The organism is Acinetobacter baretiae (assembly GCF_015627105.1).
GTDB classification, from domain to species: Bacteria; Pseudomonadota; Gammaproteobacteria; order Pseudomonadales; family Moraxellaceae; genus Acinetobacter; species Acinetobacter baretiae.
Genome location: NZ_VTDM01000020.1, coordinates 13240 through 32121 on the forward strand (window position 1 = coordinate 13240; position 18882 = coordinate 32121).

An 18882-nucleotide genomic window follows, 5' to 3' on the forward strand; every position below is an offset into this window, starting at 1 on the left:
TTGATTCATCATGGTATAACACATATTGATATAGCCATGATCAATCCTTTAAAAAAGTAAACTGAATTGGAGTGAAAAATGAGTAATATTCGTCCGCTACATGATCGTGTTGTCATTCGCCGTGTTGAAGAAGAATCTAAAACAGCGGGTGGTATTTTACTACCAGGATCTGCTGCTGAAAAACCATCACAAGGTGAAATTATTGCTGTTGGTAATGGCCAAGTGACCGAAAATGGTGTACGCGCGTTAGATGTGAAAGTAGGCGATAAAGTGCTGTTTGGTACGTATGCAGGTACTACTGTAAAAGTAGATGCCGAAGAGCTACTTATTATGAAAGAGTCTGATATTTTAGCGGTATTAGAACACTAATTTATTTAATTTATCATTAAAAAATTTTCATACTTGATCGCAATAAACAAAATTTGGAGTTTATACCATGTCTGCTAAAGATATTAAATTTGGTGATTCAGCACGTTCAAAAATGATTGCTGGTGTTAATGTACTTGCTGATGCCGTCAAAGTGACTTTGGGTCCTAAAGGTCGTAATGTTGTGATTGACCGTTCATTTGGTTCACCACATATTACAAAAGACGGTGTAACGGTTGCTAAAGAAATTACGTTACAAGACAAATTTGAAAATATGGGTGCTCAACTTGTACGTGAAGTATCATCTAAAACCAATGATGTGGCAGGTGATGGTACAACGACAGCGACTGTACTTGCGCAAGCGATTTTAAATGAAGGGATTAAGTCTGTGACTGCAGGCATGAACCCAATGGATTTAAAGCGTGGTATTGATTTGGCTGTAAAAGCGGTGGTTGCAAATATTCGTGAAACAGCAACACCTGCAAATGATTTTAAAGCGATTGAGCAAGTAGGTTCAATTTCAGCAAACTCAGACCATACTGTGGGTAAATTAATTGCACAAGCGATGGAAAAAGTAGGTAAAGAGGGTGTTATTACTGTTGAAGAAGGATCTGGCTTTGAAGATGCTTTGGATGTTGTAGAAGGTATGCAATTTGATCGTGGTTATTTGAGCCCGTACTTTGCAAACAAACAAGACACGCTAACAGCTGAATTAGAAAATCCATTTATTTTATTGGTTGATAAAAAAATTGCCAATATTCGTGAATTGATTAGCACGCTAGAAGCAGTTGCAAAAACAGGTAAACCACTGTTGATTATTGCTGAAGATGTTGAAGGTGAAGCACTTGCAACGTTAGTTGTAAACAACATGCGTGGCATTATTAAAGTATGTGCTGTCAAAGCACCTGGCTTTGGTGACCGCCGTAAAGCAATGCTACAAGACATTGCTGTATTGACAGGTGCAAACGTAATTTCTGAAGAAGTTGGAATGTCTTTAGAAAAAGCATCACTTGAAGACTTAGGTACAGCACATAAAGTGACTGTATCTAAAGAAAATACAGTGATTGTTGATGGTGCAGGCGATGCAGCAATGATTAGCGACCGTGTACAACAAATCCGCGCACAAATTGAAGAGTCAACATCTGAGTATGACCGTGAAAAACTGCAAGAACGTGTTGCTAAACTTGCTGGTGGTGTAGCTGTTATTAAAATTGGTGCAGCAACTGAAGTTGAAATGAAAGAGAAAAAAGACCGTGTAGACGATGCTTTACATGCAACACGTGCAGCTGTTGAAGAAGGTGTTGTGGCAGGGGGGGGTGTTGCACTTGTCCGTGCTGTTGCTCGTTTAGTTGAGTTAAAAGGCGATAATGATGACCAAACAGTGGGTGTAAATATTTTACGCCGTGCTATTGAAGCGCCATTCCGTCAAATTGTTTCTAATGCAGGTGGCGAGCCATCGGTTGTGATCAATGCTGTAAAACAAGGTGAAGGTAACTTTGGTTATAATGCAGCAACTGCTGAGTATGGTGACATGTTGGAAATGGGTATTCTAGATCCTGCAAAAGTTACACGTTCAGCACTTGAGCATGCAGCTTCTGTTGCAGGCTTGATGTTAACCACAGAAGCGATGATTACAGATATTCCTGAAGATAAAGCACCTGCTGCACCAGATATGGGTGGCATGGGTGGTATGGGCGGTATGATGTAAGCCACTCAGTTTTTATCTAAATATTTGAATTAAAATATTTAATTTAATTATTTTTGAATAGTTAATCACAAATGTTTTTGTAGTAAAAAAGAAGACCACTTGTGAGTGGTCTTCTTTTATTTTTGTATTTTGACTCGTAAAATATAAATGATGTACTCTAACTGTCGTGAATAATTTGATGATTGAAATCATATAATTTTTTGTGGTGAATTAATGAACTATTGATTGCGTTTTGAATGAAATTGTCTTGTTTTTTTTTATGACAGTCGCTATGATTCCAACCAATTAGGCGTATAGCTCAGTTGGTTAGAGCGCTACGTTGACATCGTAGAGGTCTCCAGTTCAAATCTGGATATGCCTACCAAATTTTAAAAAAGGTTTTATAAGTTTTTCAATGACTTATAAAGCCTTTTTTTTGGTCTTGAGTAAAATAATAACTTTTAAGATATACTACAAAAACAATCAAAATGGACGCTTTTTGTCTATTTTGTCCAAAAATTACCGACAAATCTGCGACAAGGTTTTTATGAAACTGCCGAAACCAAGAAAACGTGGCTCAAGCTATGACATAACAGTAACTTTTCAAGGTAAAAGATATTACTGTACTCGCGATACACCTAAAGAGTGTGAGCAGTGGGCAGCACTAAAGTTGTTAGAATTAAAGTCGGGAAAAGTACAGGAAAATTTAGGTGTTAAACAACACTATCCATTTAAACAACTTTTCGAGCAGTATTACCAGGAGCATGGACGTGATAAAAAATCTAAAACATGGATATATGGCCAACTAAAAACATTTGATGATAAGTTTGGTACATTAGCTCAAATGTCTATCCATGAGATTACACCTAAGCATTTAACAGCTTGGAGAAATAAAAGAAGTACAGAAGTTAGCCCCAACACGGTATTAAAAGAATTAAGCCTCTATTCAGCTATTTTTAGTTATGCTCAAAAGGAATTGTTCTTAATACATGATAACCCTTGGATGGGTATATCTAAGCCGAAAAAACCTAAAGCAAGAAATAGACGCATTACAGATACTGAAATAAATTTAATTCTAAGTGCTTTTGGTTATTCTGAAGGGAAAGTTCTAGTACTACCGCAACACTATGTCGCATGGGCTTTCTTGTTCGCTCTAGAGACCGCTATGAGGCGCGGTGAGATTCTTAGTATTAGACGTGAGCATGTATTTGAAAAGCATGTCCATCTACCGATGACTAAAAATGGTGATGAGCGTGACGTACCATTAACTAAAAAGGCTCGTGAATTATTAAAACTAATACCTCTAGAGAATGAAAAGATCATCCCACAGTCGGAAAATGCATTCAGGCTGATGTGGGAGCGTACAAAAAATAAAATAGGCTTAAGCGATTTACATTTTCACGATACACGACATGAGGCTATTACAAGGCTTGTAAATCAACAAAAACTACCTGTTGAGATATTAGCAAAGATGACAGGACACAAAACAATCAAGGTTTTAGTAAATACATACTACAACCCTGATGTGGGCGATATTGCTGATATGCTAGATTAATTTTTTCTTCTTCTGCTATTTTTAGATTTAAGCAGTGCAAGATTATCTAAGACAGGCATTACCTCGCTAGGATCATAAAGATGTTTACGATCTGAGCCTTTGTTGAACATTCTAATATTGTCTAAAATAGTTTGCTTAGAAAAAGGGTAGTGCTCCATTAACCAAGTAATTGGTACTCGTTTTGGAATTGATTCACGAGCAATACCAATAATTTCAGCTTCCCCAATTTTACCACCAATGAGTAGGTTTGGCGGAGTCTTACTTTCAACTGTAATCACATATTTAAATGCACCCATCACTTCACCTCATTAATTGCTTTATCAAACCCACCATCTGCAATGAAGCTGTCTATGAGGTTTGTTGGTTTTGGTGGCTTAGGTCTTGGTTGCCAATATGATGTATACTCATTAATATACTTAAAACCATCGCATTGCTCAACAAATCCAATTTTTTCAAATGTTGCAATAGTTACATCTGAATCGCCAACTATGATTACCTTTTCCCCGAAGTCAGGCAACTGATGTTCAACGCTTATCCATTCACTCATGGTCTTTCTCCACTGCTTCGATCATGGCTTTATATGCGACCTTAAAGTTTTGAGCTGTATTTCCTTTGTTTGCTAAATTAAAAGCATCATAAAAAACTCTAAACATTTCCTTTGCTGGCTCTTTCGGCACCAAAACAAACTCACCACTTTCAACTTTTTGACTATATTCAACCCATGAAGCACGGCTTGCATGTAGCTCAGCTATCTGTTGTTTCAGGTCGTTGATTTCGGCTTGTTTTTCCTCAGCACACATTTGCCATATGTCAAAATCAGAATTAGTACCTATCCAAGAAAATTCGCCGTGCTTATTTTTTTCAAACTGCTCATCTTTATCTAGATATTCATAATGCTCATTAAGCATTTTTTGTTTAAACGTTTCACGTTCTTTTTCTAAATCAATCATCTTTATACTTCCTCAGCTTTCAGAATGTATTTTTTACCCTTGATCGTGAACTCAAAAGTCTTGTTTTCTTCGACCAGATAAGTTGCAATGTCTAATATTGTTACGTCTATATTTTTTGAATGTTTGAGTCTAGATCTAGCTCTACGTCTATCACATTCAAGACATGCATTTGATTTAACAGATCGTGCAGATGTATTGCATGATTTACATGGTGCAAATGATGTATAAGATTTAAGACCTTTATTTTTTGCAGCCACTCTTAATTCATGATTTTTTATGCTATCTGGCTTTTCTGCATTTCTAGCTATTTCATCTGGATTAGAGAAATTGAAGTTATATGCTTTACTGCTATTTACAGCTGGCTTAATCTGCCCACCATTTTTAAGAAAACGTGTAATCTCTGCAGAGTGGTCTTTTTTGATTTGGGATAGAGTAATCATCAGCTATTCCTAAAATGGCAAATCGTCTGAATTATTAAGATGTGGCGATACGCCATATCCTTGTGATTGTTGTTGGCTGTAACCTTGCTTAGATTGAGGTTGACCTTGATTACCTGAGCCATAACCTTGATTTTGCTGTGGTTGGTAGCTATTTTGACTAGTTTGATTACTGTTACCCTGATCTTGCTTACTATCTAGCATCTGCATTTGGTCGCCCCGAATTTCAGTGGTGTATTGGGTTTGACCGTTGTTGTCAGTCCACTGGCGAGTACGCAATGAACCTTCGATATAGACCTTTGAGCCTTTACGCAAATACTGCTGTGCGATTTCACCAAGGCGATTATTTAGAACGATACGATGCCATTCTGTATTTTCTTTACGCTCACCTGAGTTTTTATCAGTCCAAGTTTCACTGGTTGCAATTGAAAACTGAGTGAGAGAGCCACCGTTTGGAAATGTCTTTGTTTCAGGGTCTTTGCCTAACGTCCCGAGTAAAATCACACGATTTACGCCACGCATGTAAACTCTCCTTTCATATTTCTATGTACTGTTTTTCCACTAATTTCATCTTCGTAGCGGTGTAGTCGAGCATGGCCACTTGTGGTTAATAAGGCCAAGTTGTTTATGTCGTTGTTTAACTTGTTGCCATCAATATGGTGTACACATTCACCTTCAATTAATGATCTACCAAGCCAAAGCTCCATTACATATTTGTGAACAAATTTTCCTTTATTAGCTCCTCTAGTAAAACGTGCATATCCTTTTGATGTGTCTACGCCATTACTGTTAATTTCTGCTAATTTCTTTTGTGCTCTAGATATGTTTGCACGCCACGCTTCACTAAATGTGCGTTTAATGCCTTTGTTTTTTCCAAGTAAACCACGCTGAGCTGCATTTCTTACACCATCACCTCTGCTTCTTAAAATACCTGCTCTTAAAAATCTATTACGCAGAGTTGACAGTGGGATTGAAGTTTTTGCATGAATTTCAGTAATTGATAATCCTGATAAATACAGCTCATATTCATCAACTGGAGATACTTTATTTACGCCACGCATTCTGCTTCTCCGACAAAACCAATTTGACCACCTAAAATTCCTTGAACCAAAGCAATAAATTCAGGACAGCGATTTAATGACTTAACATAAACACGTAGCTCTTTATGATTGTGAGAATTTTCTTTGATATAGCGTTCTGCTGCTTCTTTTGTTAAATGAGTACAAACATCTGACCAGTACACAGAGCCATATACTTTTGAATAGCTTGAATCCCATTCTTCCACAGCTTTTTCTTGATCATTATCATCAAGATCGGAAAACATATCCCCAAATTCTTCAAGGGCAACACCGTTTAGCTCATGCTTTTCCGCTGCATCCAAACAAGCATATAGATCATCACCATTCTCACGACTTCCATCATCAGGTGTACAGAAACAGCAAACATCGTAAGAGTGATCTTTATCTTTACCCCACGCCACCAACTTTTCTTGAACGCAAAAAATAGGATTTGCAGTGATTGCATTATCTTCAGTTTGTGCCTTTGCCAAGGTTTTAACAAACTTTTCCCAAGTTTCTTTAGTATGTTTCATCTTCTTCACCATTTATCACGTAATGCACACCAATTTGATTTTGAGTTGATTCTTCAACTAATTTTTTGAAATAACCCATCGCTGTTCCAAGTGTTTCTTCAGTGCAAGCAGTTGGGCGTTTTACTAGAGTGTCGATTGCTTCGAGAAGTTGTCTTTTTTCGCTTACTTCCATTACGCAACCCATCCCATTTGATCTCGTTTAGCAGCAGTACTTGCTTTAATTTGCTCAACGTATTTTGTATTTTTAAAATAATTCCAAGCATTAACTAAAACCTGTTTGTCTTGAGCATTTTGAATGTCAGACAATGCTTGGTTATATTCTTGTTCTAGGGTTCTTTGAGGTGGTGCTTGACTAACTACTGTTGGTTTCTTCTGAGTGCCATGATAGTGTTCACGAGCTTCTTCAACATATTTGGAATCATCCCATCTGCCTGAAAAGATATCTCCAGCGAAACCAATCATTGATAAGCATTTGACCATTCCATCAGTGATGCTTTTTTTAGCAGCATCTTCATCAACAATAAGTTTGTTGTTATTTGATCGGTAGCAAGCTTTTGTGCCACCCATTTGCTCAATTTCGCCACGCTTGCCGTCGTACACATACCAAACTTTCACGGTCGCCCAATGCAATACATCGTCAGTGCCACATTGCTGAAATCCTTGATCTACAACCTGCACACCCCAACCAAGACCACATGGACCGAATACTTCAGTTGCACGTGTAGTTAGCCAATATGGTTTAGGTGAACTACCTTTGTATGATTTACCTGTAATTGGCTTAACATTTTTAGGGTCAGTCACAAATACTGAATCCCATAAAGCCATATTGTTGTTATCCATAATCAATCCCCTTTATATTTTCTGTTTGAATACAATTGAGTGTCATCAGGGGTGCCGACAGCTTGATTGGCAACATAAATATACTCAGGATCATCTATTGAATAACCTTTAGCGCTTCTCCATAAGCTGTATACAGATCGAGTTTTACTGTTCTTATAAATAAGGCTTTCGTGTTTAGAAAAGTCGACAAACATTTCAAACTTGCGATACTCAGTTTCAAACTCAGCTTGATCTGGAGTTACACGTGCAAGACCTTTGATGTTTGAGCGAGAAATAACTTCGCCATTAAGCGTTTGGAATTGATCTCCAACTTTCATCGCTTTAACAGGGTGGCAACCATTTTGAGGAGTTGTTACAAGATACATATTCATGCGAGCACCTCACCAAATAACACAGCTTCTTCGTATTGATGCACTTGCGTTTTGATGTGCATATATTCTTGAGTAAGCTTGGTATGTTCTTCATTGCTTAAATAACCAAGCATGTAGAGTGTTTCAACAACAGCTTGTTTTTCTTGCCACGTATCATTTTGAAATGCATTAACAACACGTTGGGCTTCGGGAGCTTGTAATTTCATTACTTAAACCCCCACACGATAAAAACAGCGATTAAGCAGAGCAGGGCACATAAAGCAACGGCTTTCATGTCGTCCTTTACTTCGTTACGTGCATCTCTTTTAAGACGTTCTTTTTGAAGCTTGAGCAAAGAGTGAATGCAGTGTTTTTGCAATTCCTCTTGCGTCATTTCTTGATCTTGTTGCATAATAACCTCGTTAGTGAAAAGCCCATTTAGATGTAGGAGTCGAGATGGGCTTTTTGTTGTCTTGATGGTTATAATATAAGAAAACTTAGTTTTATTGTCAATGGTTATAGTAAGAAATCTTATATTTTTTTATTTGGATCTTATTTTTTACTTTATAATACCCAAAAGAAAGCCCCGCAGAGTGCAGGGCTGAATGGAGGTTGTTATGACAAAAGAGCAAGAATATAATTTAATGTTGGTATTAATTTCGCAAGGTGTTACCAGTCCTGGTGATTTAGGGGTAATGTTTAATGCTGCAAAAGAGCTCCTTGAGACTAAAAAGAAAGAGTGCGGCATTATCCCTAAGGGTACACGTATTAAATTGTATGACGGTCGTGTAACCCTACTTCAAGATGTAATAGTTGATGCAGATCAATACTGGATTGATAAAGCAATTGAAGACCAAGATGCTTACCTGAATGAGTCAAAATCTAGTGGCAATAAGGGTGTTGTTTGTAGTCCAAAAAGATAGTTACCCCTCATAAGTTATCTTGTAGCCAATTTGATTCAGCATCATTAATATTTACCCAAGATATACTATCCCTATTTATTTCGGACACAAGAATCTTGTCATCATTGTCAATATGTTGGAATAGAGCTTCAACTAAGTTGGTTGCAGTTCTATTACTCTCAATAATCCAGACAGTAAATAAAACCTTTTTGGCTTTGAAAGCAATTGATAAAATTGCTTTCTCTAGTCGTACGTAGTTTTTTTCTTTAATTAAATCATAACTTACAATATAAAAAGCCATTTTCTTCTCCGCCCGATCTGTTGTATAGGCTGTGTCGGGCTCACAGTTTGATTATTTAATTTTTTTATTATCAGGTGTTAATATTGGGCGTGATTGATCTTCAAGACGTTGCATAGCAGGTGAGCCACTCATTGACTGGCGCAGAGTTCTAGCAACCTTTTCTAGCTCACTAGCTCGTGTAGAAATATCTAATTTTTGTGCAATCAAAATACTGTTGTAACTTTCCAAATTTGCAAGCAAAGCATTTTCCAAAGCCGAACAATGATCCCTTCGATTGCCATCAATATCTTTATTATTGTCTCTCCACTCTTTGGCAGTTTGCCCAAATACTATCAGATTCAGTAGATCTGCTTCGCTAACATACACCCATCTTTGCTTATCTTTGGGCACATTATCTAGTAAGTTTTGCTGAATAGCATCTGTTTGTGCGCGATAGTTTACTTTCGCCAATTCACGTTTAACTTGCCATTCAATAGAGTTTTTTTGTGCCTCATCTTCTTTTAATCTTTGAAACTCTTTAATTAAATACAATTTAAATTCTGGACTAAGCCATGAACAGAACTCAAATGCAATATCTTTGTGTGCATGAGTTCCTCCATACCTACCAGCTTTTGCAATAAGACCTATTGCATTTACAGCTTCAATCCATTTTTTTGCCGATATTCGAAATCTATTTGTACCAGCTTCATTTCTAATTCTGTCGAATTCGACAGAATTAAAATTACTATTATTAATTCTCTCCCATGTGCCAATGAATTCAAGAGTATCTTTACTTCTAAGCCAAGCATCAATTAACTGCAACCCATCTTCTAGTGGTCTGACAATATCTGTTATACATATAAAGTCTTCATTATTTACTGTTGATACAGTGACAGATATACCATTTACGTCAATTTTTCTATTTTTATCTTTTACCATTACTTATTCCTTTACCTAATTAGATTAGCAGTCTTTAATGCGTTAAATATCACGCACGAATGCTTGATGTTTTTTTAACTTCTTCTATCACGCTTTGGTCTTGACCCACCTAGTGGTCTAAAGGCATCAATGACTAACCCTACAAGCTCGGCACCCTCTTCAAATTCAATAATATTTGGCTGAAAATTTGGGTTGAGTGCTTGTAGATACTTGCGTCCATCAGTTTCTATAACTAATTTTTTAAAAGTAGCATCTGTACCATGTCGCACTACAATCAAGTCGCCAGATATAAGCTCAGAAGCACACAGTTTTGGATTTATTAGAATGTAGTCACCCTCGATATATGTAGGGAAATTACTAATTCCGACAACTCTTAAGTAAAAACATTCGTCAGGATCATCACTACTTAGTGGTGGCAGCCACTCAGTGACCTCCGAAAGGTCTACTGCTTCAACTGAGCTCATTAACCCAGCTTGCACCCAGGATAAAACAGGTAGTAGCTTTGATGTTACTGGAACGACGTTGTTGTCTAGCTTTTTAGTCTTTATACCAGTGAGAATGAAATCCGGTGTTACTCCAAGACCTTTTGCCATAGCATCAAGTGATGCAGCCTTGGGTAAATAACTGTCTTTTTCCCATTCAGTAACAGCAGGCGAGCTGACCCCTGCAATCTTAGCCAATTGCACTTGAGTTAATTTTTTCGAACGTCTAAGCGCACGTATGCGCTGACCAATAGTTTGTTTTTCCATATAAGTTATCTTACATCTTGCTTTTATAAGTTTTCTTTGATTAAATAATAAGAAATCTTATTTTTGAGTATTAGTTATGACCAAGCAAGAAGCTTTTAAGTTGCTCGGAGTTAATGGTGTTGAGTTGGCAAGACTCCTAGATATCGATCCAGCAGCTATCTATCAGTGGCCGAAAAATAAAATTCCACTAGCTCGTGAGTACCAAATCCGAGATATAGCGAACGGCAAAGAGCCAATTAAGAAAATTCGAGTGGCTTAAGGAAAAAATTATGAGTCTTGAAAGAGATGACCTGCGATTGAAAATGCTTCCAGACATGATGGAGCGATTGCGATTGGTTGCAGATGTACGTGGTAAAGAATATGCGCTTCAAGCTGTAATCCTCTTAGAGAAAGCAATAATGGGTGAATACCATGAGGTCAGTTTAATGCTTGAAAGAGCAGATAAAAACAGGAAGAAGCGGGAGGAATTAGGATTGGTTGGTCGTGTCGGGGTAAACCCAAATTCACAGATCTTAGAAATTAAAAAAGCCTGATCTAGTACATCAGGCTTTTAGTGTTCAAACTTAGAGAGAATAAACGATGAATATGATTGCACAGTTTAACCAAAAAGAAAACAGCATGACGAGTTTGGATATTTCCGAATTGGTTCAGTCTCGCCATGACGATGTTAAGCGTTCAATTGAGCGCCTGTTTACTGCAAATGAAAAAAGAAATGCCGTAATAGCACGTCCGCCAATGGCGGTTATGGTCAAAACTGTACATGGGCGTAATTATGAAACAGAGGTTTATGTATTTAGTGGCGAACAAGGAAAGTTAGACAGCATCACGGTTGTTGCTCAACTTTGCCCTGAATTTACAGCAGCACTGGTAAAACGTTGGTACGAATTAGAAAACCAACAACAACTCCCACAGTCATTTGCCGAAGCACTCCAGTTAGCAGCAGATCAGGCTAAACAGCTTGAACTCCAAGCACCGAAAGTAAATTTTTACGATCAACTGGTTGATCGTACTGCTTTAATGAATGCGACCCAAGTTGGTCAAAAAATCAGTATGTCAGCTCAAAAGCTAAATAAGATTTTAGACACACTCAATGTCTACAGTCATGCCGTGAAGCGCAGTCGAGTATTTAAGCAGTGGTTTATAGATCAGGGCTTAGGTGAGCTTAAAGAGACTGAATTAGGCTATCCACAAGCAATGTTTACTACAAAGGGTGAGCAATGGGTGTTTGAGCAATTAACGAATGAGGGCGTGATCTGATGGGTATCTCTATTACAAAAGAAATTGAAGTTAGTACTTACGCTGATGTTGAGGTTGAGATAGAAGTTTCTGATATGTGTAAATTCATTAGCCTTGCTGAAAAAGAGGAAATCAATGAATTGCAAAAAGCTATTAACAAGCGTGACATTTGCGATATCGCCCCTTTAGTTGAGTTTGATGCAAACACAATTCGCCACCTAGTAGAGCGTGCAAATATCTTTGGTCTTGACGACATGATGGATTCACTAGGCAGAGAAGCTGAACGTATAGGCTTAATTTTACAGGTGGGCAAATAATGAGCTCAATGAACATTCAACTAATGGCACTCGTTGATACACTCAATGAGCGTCCTATCGCATTCAACAAGCACTATGTAGACCTAGGTTGTGGCATCACAGGGGCCTTGATGTTGTCTCAACTGGTGTACTGGACAAAGAAGACAAATAACGCCAATGGGTGGATTTACAAGACAGGTGTAGAGTGGACCGAAGAAACAGGCTTATCTCGTCGTGAGCAGGAAACAGCACGTAATAAGCTTAAAGAATTAGGCTTCATTACAGAGCACAAACACGGTGTTCCATGCAAAGTATTTTTCAAGGTTGAATACGAAGTTTTATACCAAGCATTAATCAATTTGGCACAAGAAAAACCATGTGCGAAACGTACAAACAAGTCTGCACGAAACCGACAAGCTAGTTTGCACGAAACCGACAAGCTAGTTTGCACGAAAGCGCCAAACTGTGATGGCGGAATCCGCCAAACTAATACAGAGAGTACTACAGAGAATACAACAGAGAGTACTACAGATATTAAGAGCGTAACGCACACACGCAAAACCAAACCTTCAAAATTCTCATTTGAAAAATCACTTTTGAAACTTGGAGCAAACAAACAATTCGTATCTGAGTTCATGCAAGTGCGAAAAGCAAAACATGCAGTCGACTCACAAACCGCATTCAACAGATTCATCTCTGAACAACAAAAATCAGGCAAGTCACTCGATGAAGTCTTAGAGCTTTGCATTGTGAACTCTTGGAAAAGTTTCAATGCCAGCTGGGATTCAGTGAGGCCAAAGCAAAACAATACTCAACAACAACCACAAAGCTCAAACCGTTGGTCTGAAATTCAAGAACTCATCGAAAAAGAGGAGCAAGGCGATGAATACCATGGTTTCTAATCTTACGAATACTCAAGCTGAAGTACAGCCAATCAAATCGGCTCAATTGGTTGCTGTATTCAAATCTATCGTACCTCGCTCATTTGAAAAAACATTCGATGGTATGCCAACAGAAGCAATCAACACTGCCATGAAAATCTGTATCGATGGCTTAACACGAGATCAAATTAATTTCGGTTTAGCTCAAGTACGTGATAACGGATTTTGTCCAGACTTGGCAATGTTTCGCAAATGGTGTTTGGGAGTTGTTGGCTTTGGTACTGAACAACAACGAGCGATTGATTCATTCAAGGGTCGCAATGCTGCACTAGCAAACATTGTGAAATGGTGTAGCAAAAAAAGTACGCCCATTACAACGGCAGAACGTGAAGCGTATGTGAGATCGATTGATTTATTTAGCACACTGAACACTGTAAAAAATCATGAGAGAGCATCTTATTACGCGTATGAGGCGTTCAAAGAGAACTATGTGGACGTGGTTAAGGAATTTGTGGAACAAGGGCTTACACAAGAGCTATGGAAGAGACCTGATGCGATTGAGCCACCAGTGGGTCTTTCCAGTAAACCGAAATTAAAAATAGATCAACATACACCAGAACAAGAAAAATGGCTCAAGGCGAAAACAAAGGAATTGATGGATACAGGATTGTCATATCCATCTGCACTTCTTAAAGCGATGTCAGAAATACGTGAAGTGAGGTCGGTATGAGTAGTGGATGTGTAAAAATTGCTTATCAATCAAAAGAAGCCGCTATATCAGACATCCGACATATGAGATCTGTTCAGGTTCATTTTAGGAAGTTTCATGACAAGAAAGCCAATAAACAAAAGCGTCCTTATTTTTGTCACAAGTGTAATTTTTGGCACACAACAACTATGCCGAAAGCGATTGAGAAAAGATTATTTAAAGGGGCTGTTGCATGAAAAAACGTACTAAAAAATACAACCCACATAAGCGTGTTCAAAAGCTTGCATCATTTGCATCACAGTTACACACGCTAGAAATGACTTTTTGTGTTGATGAAGTAAATGATCGTGTTGATCAGTGGCGTGAAGAAAACAATATTGCAGAGCGAGAATTAACGCCTAAATCTGTTGTTTATGATGTTTATCACGGTGACTTAATTATCTGTCTTAAAAACTTACTTATTCCACTGGAGCAAGAATGGTTTTTAGGGATTGATAGTCATTTTTTCAACTATGAAACAGAAGAAGTTGTGACAATCCCTGCTCAATTCACTACACCCAAAATGAGCTTTGAAGAGTTTAGATTTGGTTCAGAAACAATAAAAATTGATCGTGGTAATGGTCTTAAAACACGTTGGAAAGGCATTAATACTGAGCTGAATGAAATTATTGAAGCAGACGCACCGCAGGGATTTGAGCGTATCCGTTCAGATGCATTATTTAGAGTGACAACAAACTTCAATAGTGCTGAAGACTATTTTTACTTCAAGCAAGCAAAGTCGCTTAGAAATTTAGGTGAGGCGGCATGACAATAAAAACAAATAAGCGTGGGAATCAGCCATTAGGGGCAACACATTTTGATCCAAAACACGAGGTGTACTACAAGCAAGAGAACGGTCAGTGGTTCTATTTTGAGGACGGTTGGGGTGAGTCTTGGGAAAAAGTCACAGTCAAAGTTGATCTGGTGGAAATTGGGGTGTGCACATGAATAAACATGACCAAACCGAGGTGGCAAATGCGTAGAGCTGCCAAAGTCGATGCCAATCAAACAGAAATTGTCAAAGCATTACGCCAGATCGGGTGCACAGTTGAACACTTGCACTCGGTTGGTCGAGGTTGCCCAGATCTACTGTGCGGTAAAAACGGTATCAATTATTTATTAGAAGTAAAAGACGGTCAAAAAGTTAAATCACAAAGGAAACTCACAAGCGATCAAGTGGTATGGCATCAGTCATGGCGAGGTCGGGTTTATGTGGTTGAAAGTGTTGAACAGGCTATAACGATAATACAGGGCAAATTATGAATAATGCAGTAAAGGTTTGGGATAAAGAAATCAAAGGCAAGGTCTTTGCAGTTGGGGATTTACACGGTTGTTATAACTTGCTTATTACACGACTTAATACGATTGGTTTCGACTTTGAAAATGATCTTTTGGTATCAGTTGGTGATTTGGTTGATCGTGGTCCACAAAACCTAGAGTGTATCTCACTTTTAGAGCAACCATGGTTTACGGCAGTACGTGGTAATCATGAGGAATTATGTATTCATGGGTTATCTAGCCTTGCACACAAACAATGCCACGTAGGTAATGGTGGTGAGTGGTTTTATGCTTTGGACAGTACAGAACAAAACGAAATTATCCAAAAGTTTGAGCAATTGCCTATCGTTTTAGAAGTAAGTCACCATGGTAAGAAGTTTGGTTTTGTACATGGGCACATTGAAGAAAATGATTGGGATGAATTTAAAGCATCATTTTTCAAGGAGTCGCTTCGTGATGCAGATCAGTTGGCAATGTGGAATAGAAATCGATTCGATAGTGAGAATAAGCAATATACAAAAGTAGGCGGTGTTGATGCGGTTTTCCTTGGTCATACAGTGACACCAAAGCCATTTAAAAGAGATAACTGTTATTTCATTGATACAGGTGCGGTGCATTGGGCAACTTTGACGGTCTTGGATTTAGATAAGGTTTAAGGAGATAAAGATGAGTGCAGTCACAGCAGAAAAATTTAGTAATTTCGAGTGGTATATGCAGGGGTTGACTGCTTCATCTGCAAGCCTTGAGCCGACAATTCGTAGTACAGGAGCAAAACCATTGGACTATCAAGATAAGCTAGGTGTAATTGCCAAGATAGAGACACAACTTGCTAAGTCGGTGGCTTCGCTCGTATTGTTTGGTTATAAATCGCAAAATGATTATGAGTATGTGCGTAATCATTTAGCAAATGTGATGATTCTAAATGCGACACAGGATAAGAAACGTGAGCCTGACGGTATAGCGATGTATCATATGGCGTGGCTAGTCGCTCGTATGGTGATTGATTTTGCTCTAGACCCTGAGTTAGAAAGTGCATACACGGCAAAAGGTCGTTTATTTTATGCGGGAATTAGAGAAAATCAGATGACTACAAACGTATATCGGTTGACATGGAAGCCATACGAAAACCTAATGACTTTAGCTTTAGAGAGTGCAATCGAAGAAGCCAATAAAACAATGGGTGAGTATAAAAAAGAAACAATAAAAGAAGCTAAACTCTAAGCTATCATTTTTGTGATAACTAAGGTAGGATATTTATATAGTGGTCGTATTATATAAATATACTGCTTATTCCGTTTTGGCTCGATTATTCGAGCGCCTTACAAGGTTGCACTGTGATTAACGGTGGGCGGAAAATTAATAAGCCTGACATTCAATTGTTGGGCTTTTTTATTGCCTGTAGATTAACCACCTACAGAACATGCCATCGAGTAAAAAACCAAAACTAGGGCTATTGGTATGCCCGACCTTAAAGGATTGAAAGCAAGTAAAGCAGACCGTGCATGTTAGGTTTGTGTGATTGTGAGTAGTGGTGTATTAGCAGTTGGCCGAGCTAGTATGTCGAAATCTATAGGCTATCATTGGGGGTGCTCAAATCTGAGCATACTCCATTGATTAAATATATTCACTCAGCGCAAAGTTGCGCCCAGTCAAACCAACACATGTTTATAAAAACCCAAAACATCGACATGACAGTTAGAATGTGTCGATGCAGTAAACATTCAACTAAGAAGCATTTCTTCTGTGTTCAACTATCCGGTATTTCCGGATAGTTAATTCTTAACATACCCTGCAAGCCTCTTAACAATGCTCAAATTGCGGGGTTTTTTATTGGCAAGTACCGACAATCCCCCCCTATTTAGCTAAGGAGTGCTCATGAATACATCAGAAGCACGTAAGCACTTACAAGAATATCAAGCTGAACTTAACAAATACCAGAGCTTAGACAGATTGTTAATGAATTATAAAGACATGATTCATATCGATAAGAAGATTATTTATCTTAAGCGGTGCATAGCGAACATTAGAGAGCAGATCAATGCTCACTAAGGTATTTAGCATATTCGCAACCTTCATACAGTTTTTTAAAACCCAACAAAAGGAAGTCATCATGACTGATTTAGAGCAACAACCACAAACGACAACAGAATCAGCAACAGAAAGCACAATTACGACTATCGCAACAGACGCAGAAAACGTAATTAAAAAAGGTGTTGATGATTTGGAAAAGGCATATAGCTTTATTCAGCATGGCGTTGATCTATTAGGCCCTGATGCTAAATCCGAACTTTTAACACTTGCGATTAAGTTTCTTTAATCCAACAGCTCAAGGATGAGCAACTATGCGAAGTAATCAACGTTTAAACGCGGTTAGATCATTGCCGTGTGTGAAGTGTGGTAGTCCCAATTCTCAAGCAGCACATAGTAGCTTTACTGAACATGGGAAAGGGCGAGGTATTAAGGCCAGTGATGAATTTACGATACCGCTTTGCCATAAGTGCCATTATGAGTTTGACACGTATTCAAGTATGAAGCGTGATGAGTCGAAAGCATGGTTTGAGCAGATGCTGGCTAAGACGAATCGAATGCTTAGTTTAGGTGATGGTGAGATTTTTTGATTAAAAAACATATAATATACATATATTTATTAAAAAATTAAACAGCCATTTAAATCTTTATGCTAACCTGTTGATAAGGCTAGGAGGTTAGTATGAGTGAAGATTTGAAGTTGATTGTACCGGGCACTAATGTTTTGCGTAGGGCCGGAACTACTCTAATGAATGACTCTGCTTCAGATATAGAACAAAAAGAGGCTTATGAAGTATTAAATGGATGGAGATCGCTTCATTCATATCCTATTGATGTATTTCAAAAAAACCTACGAAGCAAATGTAATCAGTTGAAATTTAGAAGCTTTACGGTAGCTCAGAGACTTAAGAGAATGCCGTCAATAATTTCAAAGCTAAAAAGAAACCCAAAGATGAATCTTGCGAGGATGCAAGATATTGGTGGGGTTAGGGTGATTCTTCCTTCAATACTAGATGTGGAGAAATTACATGGCGAATTAGTGGGACAGAATAATCGATTTAACCATGTACCATTATTGCCGTGCCATAATTACATTGAAAAACCAAAGAATGATGGCTATCGTAGTATTCATCAGGTATTTACTTATAAGAGTAGAGATCATGCAGGTTTAGATGGATTAAAGATAGAACTTCAAATCAGAACGGCATTACAACATTCGTGGGCCACAGCTGTTGAAACGTTGGGGGTTATTGAGAGTGCATCTATTAAGTCTGGTTTTGGAAGTGATGAAATTAGACGGTTTCTCAAGTTGAGCAGTGCTTTATTTTCTATTAAAGAGGGCACCTCTGTTGTTGATGAGCTTGCTAATTTAAAGCCATATGACATAGCTAGTGAAGCTAAAGATCTAGAAACCAGACTTCAAATTTTTACAAAGCTTAAAGGGTTACAAATTTCTGCTAAACATATTGAGGCGACATCTAAAAGCCAACATGCATACCATCTTTTGATGTTGAAAAAAGAAGATGGTGGCTGGAAAGTAAATGTTATGCCTTTTACCAAAGCCCAAGAAAAACTAGCTAAACTAATGTATTCCTCTATGGAAGAGCTAGATAAAACAGAAACGAATGTTGATGTTGTTCTTGTATCTGTTGGGGATATGAAGGCAATCAAAAAAGCATACCCAAACTATTTCCTTGATACTAACCAGTTCATCAAGGAAATGCAGAATGCATTTAAAAAGTATTTAGAGCAATAGGATTCAATAGAGG

34 protein-coding genes and 1 tRNA gene are annotated in these 18882 nt (G+C 38.0%); 20 read left to right on the forward strand and 15 right to left on the reverse strand.

Going from position 1 to position 18882, the window contains the following annotated elements; all coding sequences use genetic code 11:
• Nucleotides 1-78: 78 nt before the first annotated feature.
• The 4 genes from I2F17_RS08740 to I2F17_RS08755 all read left to right on the forward strand — a co-directional run bounded on the left by I2F17_RS08740 (nucleotide 79) and on the right by I2F17_RS08755 (nucleotide 3608).
• On the forward strand, nucleotides 79-369 hold the full coding sequence (locus tag I2F17_RS08740) for a co-chaperone GroES (protein ID WP_196422481.1): 291 nt from the start codon (nucleotides 79-81) through the stop codon (nucleotides 367-369).
• 67 nt (nucleotides 370-436) lie between these two features.
• Entirely contained in the window at nucleotides 437-2074 is a 1638-nt protein-coding gene (gene groL / locus I2F17_RS08745; RefSeq protein WP_196422480.1) for a chaperonin GroEL, read from the forward strand.
• A 287-nt stretch (nucleotides 2075-2361) separates the two neighbouring features.
• Nucleotides 2362-2438, forward strand: a tRNA-Val gene (locus I2F17_RS08750).
• Between the two features lie 162 nt (nucleotides 2439-2600).
• Nucleotides 2601-3608: a tyrosine-type recombinase/integrase gene (locus I2F17_RS08755; RefSeq protein WP_211139683.1), complete on the forward strand. Its 1008-nt coding sequence runs from the start codon at nucleotides 2601-2603 to the stop codon at nucleotides 3606-3608.
• On the opposite strand, the gene I2F17_RS08760 is transcribed toward I2F17_RS08755, so the two are convergent.
• Genes I2F17_RS08760 through I2F17_RS08815 form a run of 12 tightly spaced genes read right to left on the reverse strand, consistent with a single transcriptional unit; the run spans nucleotide 3605 to nucleotide 8188 of the window.
• Entirely contained in the window at nucleotides 3605-3904 is a 300-nt protein-coding gene (locus tag I2F17_RS08760; protein ID WP_211139629.1) for a hypothetical protein, read from the reverse strand. The genes I2F17_RS08755 and I2F17_RS08760 overlap by 4 nt on opposite strands.
• Entirely contained in the window at nucleotides 3904-4155 is a 252-nt protein-coding gene (locus I2F17_RS08765; RefSeq protein WP_211139630.1) for a DUF551 domain-containing protein, read from the reverse strand. Before I2F17_RS08765 ends, I2F17_RS08760 begins: the two co-directional genes overlap by 1 nt.
• Nucleotides 4148-4558, reverse strand: a complete 411-nt coding sequence (locus I2F17_RS08770) for a hypothetical protein (RefSeq protein WP_211139631.1) — start codon at nucleotides 4556-4558, stop codon at nucleotides 4148-4150. The genes I2F17_RS08765 and I2F17_RS08770 overlap by 8 nt, the downstream gene beginning before the upstream one ends.
• A gap of 2 nt (nucleotides 4559-4560) precedes the next feature.
• The gene (locus I2F17_RS08775) at nucleotides 4561-4998 is read right to left on the reverse strand and encodes a hypothetical protein (protein WP_211139632.1); all 438 of its coding nucleotides are present in this window, start codon (nucleotides 4996-4998) and stop codon (nucleotides 4561-4563) included.
• Nucleotides 4999-5007: 9 nt separating this feature from the next.
• On the reverse strand, nucleotides 5008-5517 hold the full coding sequence (ssb, locus tag I2F17_RS08780) for a single-stranded DNA-binding protein (RefSeq protein WP_211139633.1): 510 nt from the start codon (nucleotides 5515-5517) through the stop codon (nucleotides 5008-5010).
• On the reverse strand, nucleotides 5505-6056 hold the full coding sequence (locus tag I2F17_RS08785; protein WP_211139634.1) for an HNH endonuclease: 552 nt from the start codon (nucleotides 6054-6056) through the stop codon (nucleotides 5505-5507). The genes ssb and I2F17_RS08785 overlap by 13 nt, the downstream gene beginning before the upstream one ends.
• Nucleotides 6044-6586: a hypothetical protein gene (locus I2F17_RS08790; RefSeq protein WP_211139635.1), complete on the reverse strand. Its 543-nt coding sequence runs from the start codon at nucleotides 6584-6586 to the stop codon at nucleotides 6044-6046. Before I2F17_RS08790 ends, I2F17_RS08785 begins: the two co-directional genes overlap by 13 nt.
• Nucleotides 6573-6758 (reverse strand): hypothetical protein, encoded by a 186-nt coding sequence (locus tag I2F17_RS08795; protein WP_211139636.1) that lies wholly within the window; start codon nucleotides 6756-6758, stop codon nucleotides 6573-6575. Before I2F17_RS08795 ends, I2F17_RS08790 begins: the two co-directional genes overlap by 14 nt.
• Nucleotides 6758-7426 (reverse strand): hypothetical protein, encoded by a 669-nt coding sequence (locus I2F17_RS08800; RefSeq protein WP_235985940.1) that lies wholly within the window; start codon nucleotides 7424-7426, stop codon nucleotides 6758-6760. The genes I2F17_RS08795 and I2F17_RS08800 overlap by 1 nt, the downstream gene beginning before the upstream one ends.
• Nucleotides 7427-7428: 2 nt before the next feature.
• Nucleotides 7429-7797: a hypothetical protein gene (locus tag I2F17_RS08805; RefSeq protein WP_211139638.1), complete on the reverse strand. Its 369-nt coding sequence runs from the start codon at nucleotides 7795-7797 to the stop codon at nucleotides 7429-7431.
• Nucleotides 7794-8003 (reverse strand): hypothetical protein, encoded by a 210-nt coding sequence (locus I2F17_RS08810; protein WP_211139639.1) that lies wholly within the window; start codon nucleotides 8001-8003, stop codon nucleotides 7794-7796. Before I2F17_RS08810 ends, I2F17_RS08805 begins: the two co-directional genes overlap by 4 nt.
• On the reverse strand, nucleotides 8003-8188 hold the full coding sequence (locus I2F17_RS08815; RefSeq protein ID WP_211139640.1) for a hypothetical protein: 186 nt from the start codon (nucleotides 8186-8188) through the stop codon (nucleotides 8003-8005). The genes I2F17_RS08810 and I2F17_RS08815 overlap by 1 nt, the downstream gene beginning before the upstream one ends.
• A 205-nt stretch (nucleotides 8189-8393) precedes the next feature.
• On the opposite strand from I2F17_RS08815, the gene I2F17_RS08820 reads away from it, so the two are divergent.
• Nucleotides 8394-8699 (forward strand): hypothetical protein, encoded by a 306-nt coding sequence (locus tag I2F17_RS08820; protein WP_235985941.1) that lies wholly within the window; start codon nucleotides 8394-8396, stop codon nucleotides 8697-8699.
• A gap of 7 nt (nucleotides 8700-8706) precedes the next feature.
• On the opposite strand, the gene I2F17_RS08825 is transcribed toward I2F17_RS08820, so the two are convergent.
• From I2F17_RS08825 to I2F17_RS08835, 3 genes are all read right to left on the reverse strand, one after another.
• Nucleotides 8707-8979: a hypothetical protein gene (locus I2F17_RS08825; RefSeq protein ID WP_211139641.1), complete on the reverse strand. Its 273-nt coding sequence runs from the start codon at nucleotides 8977-8979 to the stop codon at nucleotides 8707-8709.
• Nucleotides 8980-9030: 51 nt separating this feature from the next.
• Nucleotides 9031-9897 carry a KilA-N domain-containing protein gene (locus I2F17_RS08830; RefSeq protein ID WP_211139642.1) on the reverse strand — a complete coding sequence of 289 codons (867 nt, stop codon included), beginning with the start codon at nucleotides 9895-9897 and terminating at the stop codon, nucleotides 9031-9033.
• 74 nt (nucleotides 9898-9971) lie between these two features.
• A complete protein-coding gene (locus I2F17_RS08835; protein ID WP_211139643.1) occupies nucleotides 9972-10646 on the reverse strand; it encodes a LexA family protein in 675 nt (224 codons plus the stop codon).
• Nucleotides 10647-10722: 76 nt separating this feature from the next.
• On the opposite strand from I2F17_RS08835, the gene I2F17_RS08840 reads away from it, so the two are divergent.
• The 15 genes from I2F17_RS08840 (at nucleotide 10723) to I2F17_RS08910 (ending at nucleotide 18869) form a co-directional block, all read left to right on the forward strand.
• The gene (locus I2F17_RS08840; RefSeq protein ID WP_211139644.1) at nucleotides 10723-10905 is read left to right on the forward strand and encodes a Cro/CI family transcriptional regulator; all 183 of its coding nucleotides are present in this window, start codon (nucleotides 10723-10725) and stop codon (nucleotides 10903-10905) included.
• Nucleotides 10906-10915: 10 nt separating this feature from the next.
• Nucleotides 10916-11179, forward strand: coding sequence for a hypothetical protein (locus I2F17_RS08845; RefSeq protein WP_211139645.1), 264 nt, complete (start codon nucleotides 10916-10918; stop codon nucleotides 11177-11179).
• Between the two features lie 46 nt (nucleotides 11180-11225).
• Complete coding sequence (locus tag I2F17_RS08850) at nucleotides 11226-11903, forward strand: phage antirepressor KilAC domain-containing protein (RefSeq protein WP_211139646.1); 678 nt, start codon at nucleotides 11226-11228, stop codon at nucleotides 11901-11903.
• Nucleotides 11903-12199 carry a hypothetical protein gene (locus I2F17_RS08855; protein WP_211139647.1) on the forward strand — a complete coding sequence of 99 codons (297 nt, stop codon included), beginning with the start codon at nucleotides 11903-11905 and terminating at the stop codon, nucleotides 12197-12199. The genes I2F17_RS08850 and I2F17_RS08855 overlap by 1 nt, the downstream gene beginning before the upstream one ends.
• A gap of 8 nt (nucleotides 12200-12207) precedes the next feature.
• Nucleotides 12208-13080: a DNA-binding protein gene (locus I2F17_RS08860; RefSeq protein ID WP_211139648.1), complete on the forward strand. Its 873-nt coding sequence runs from the start codon at nucleotides 12208-12210 to the stop codon at nucleotides 13078-13080.
• Nucleotides 13070-13789 carry a hypothetical protein gene (locus I2F17_RS08865; RefSeq protein WP_211139685.1) on the forward strand — a complete coding sequence of 240 codons (720 nt, stop codon included), beginning with the start codon at nucleotides 13070-13072 and terminating at the stop codon, nucleotides 13787-13789. The genes I2F17_RS08860 and I2F17_RS08865 overlap by 11 nt, the downstream gene beginning before the upstream one ends.
• A gap of 211 nt (nucleotides 13790-14000) precedes the next feature.
• Nucleotides 14001-14576: a hypothetical protein gene (locus I2F17_RS08870; protein ID WP_211139649.1), complete on the forward strand. Its 576-nt coding sequence runs from the start codon at nucleotides 14001-14003 to the stop codon at nucleotides 14574-14576.
• Complete coding sequence (locus I2F17_RS08875) at nucleotides 14573-14755, forward strand: hypothetical protein (protein WP_211139650.1); 183 nt, start codon at nucleotides 14573-14575, stop codon at nucleotides 14753-14755. Before I2F17_RS08870 ends, I2F17_RS08875 begins: the two co-directional genes overlap by 4 nt.
• A 6-nt stretch (nucleotides 14756-14761) precedes the next feature.
• Nucleotides 14762-15070, forward strand: a complete 309-nt coding sequence (locus I2F17_RS08880; RefSeq protein WP_235985942.1) for a PDDEXK family nuclease — start codon at nucleotides 14762-14764, stop codon at nucleotides 15068-15070.
• Entirely contained in the window at nucleotides 15067-15741 is a 675-nt protein-coding gene (locus I2F17_RS08885) for a metallophosphoesterase (protein ID WP_211139651.1), read from the forward strand. The genes I2F17_RS08880 and I2F17_RS08885 overlap by 4 nt, the downstream gene beginning before the upstream one ends.
• 10 nt (nucleotides 15742-15751) lie before the next feature.
• Nucleotides 15752-16306, forward strand: a complete 555-nt coding sequence (locus I2F17_RS08890) for a hypothetical protein (protein WP_211139652.1) — start codon at nucleotides 15752-15754, stop codon at nucleotides 16304-16306.
• Between the two features lie 654 nt (nucleotides 16307-16960).
• Nucleotides 16961-17134 (forward strand): hypothetical protein, encoded by a 174-nt coding sequence (locus I2F17_RS08895; protein ID WP_211139653.1) that lies wholly within the window; start codon nucleotides 16961-16963, stop codon nucleotides 17132-17134.
• Between the two features lie 61 nt (nucleotides 17135-17195).
• A complete protein-coding gene (locus I2F17_RS08900) occupies nucleotides 17196-17402 on the forward strand; it encodes a hypothetical protein (RefSeq protein WP_211139654.1) in 207 nt (68 codons plus the stop codon).
• Nucleotides 17403-17427: 25 nt separating this feature from the next.
• Nucleotides 17428-17703, forward strand: a complete 276-nt coding sequence (locus I2F17_RS08905; RefSeq protein WP_211139655.1) for a DUF968 domain-containing protein — start codon at nucleotides 17428-17430, stop codon at nucleotides 17701-17703.
• A 92-nt stretch (nucleotides 17704-17795) separates the two neighbouring features.
• Nucleotides 17796-18869, forward strand: a complete 1074-nt coding sequence (locus tag I2F17_RS08910) for a RelA/SpoT domain-containing protein (protein WP_211139656.1) — start codon at nucleotides 17796-17798, stop codon at nucleotides 18867-18869.
• Nucleotides 18870-18882 lie beyond the last annotated feature (13 nt).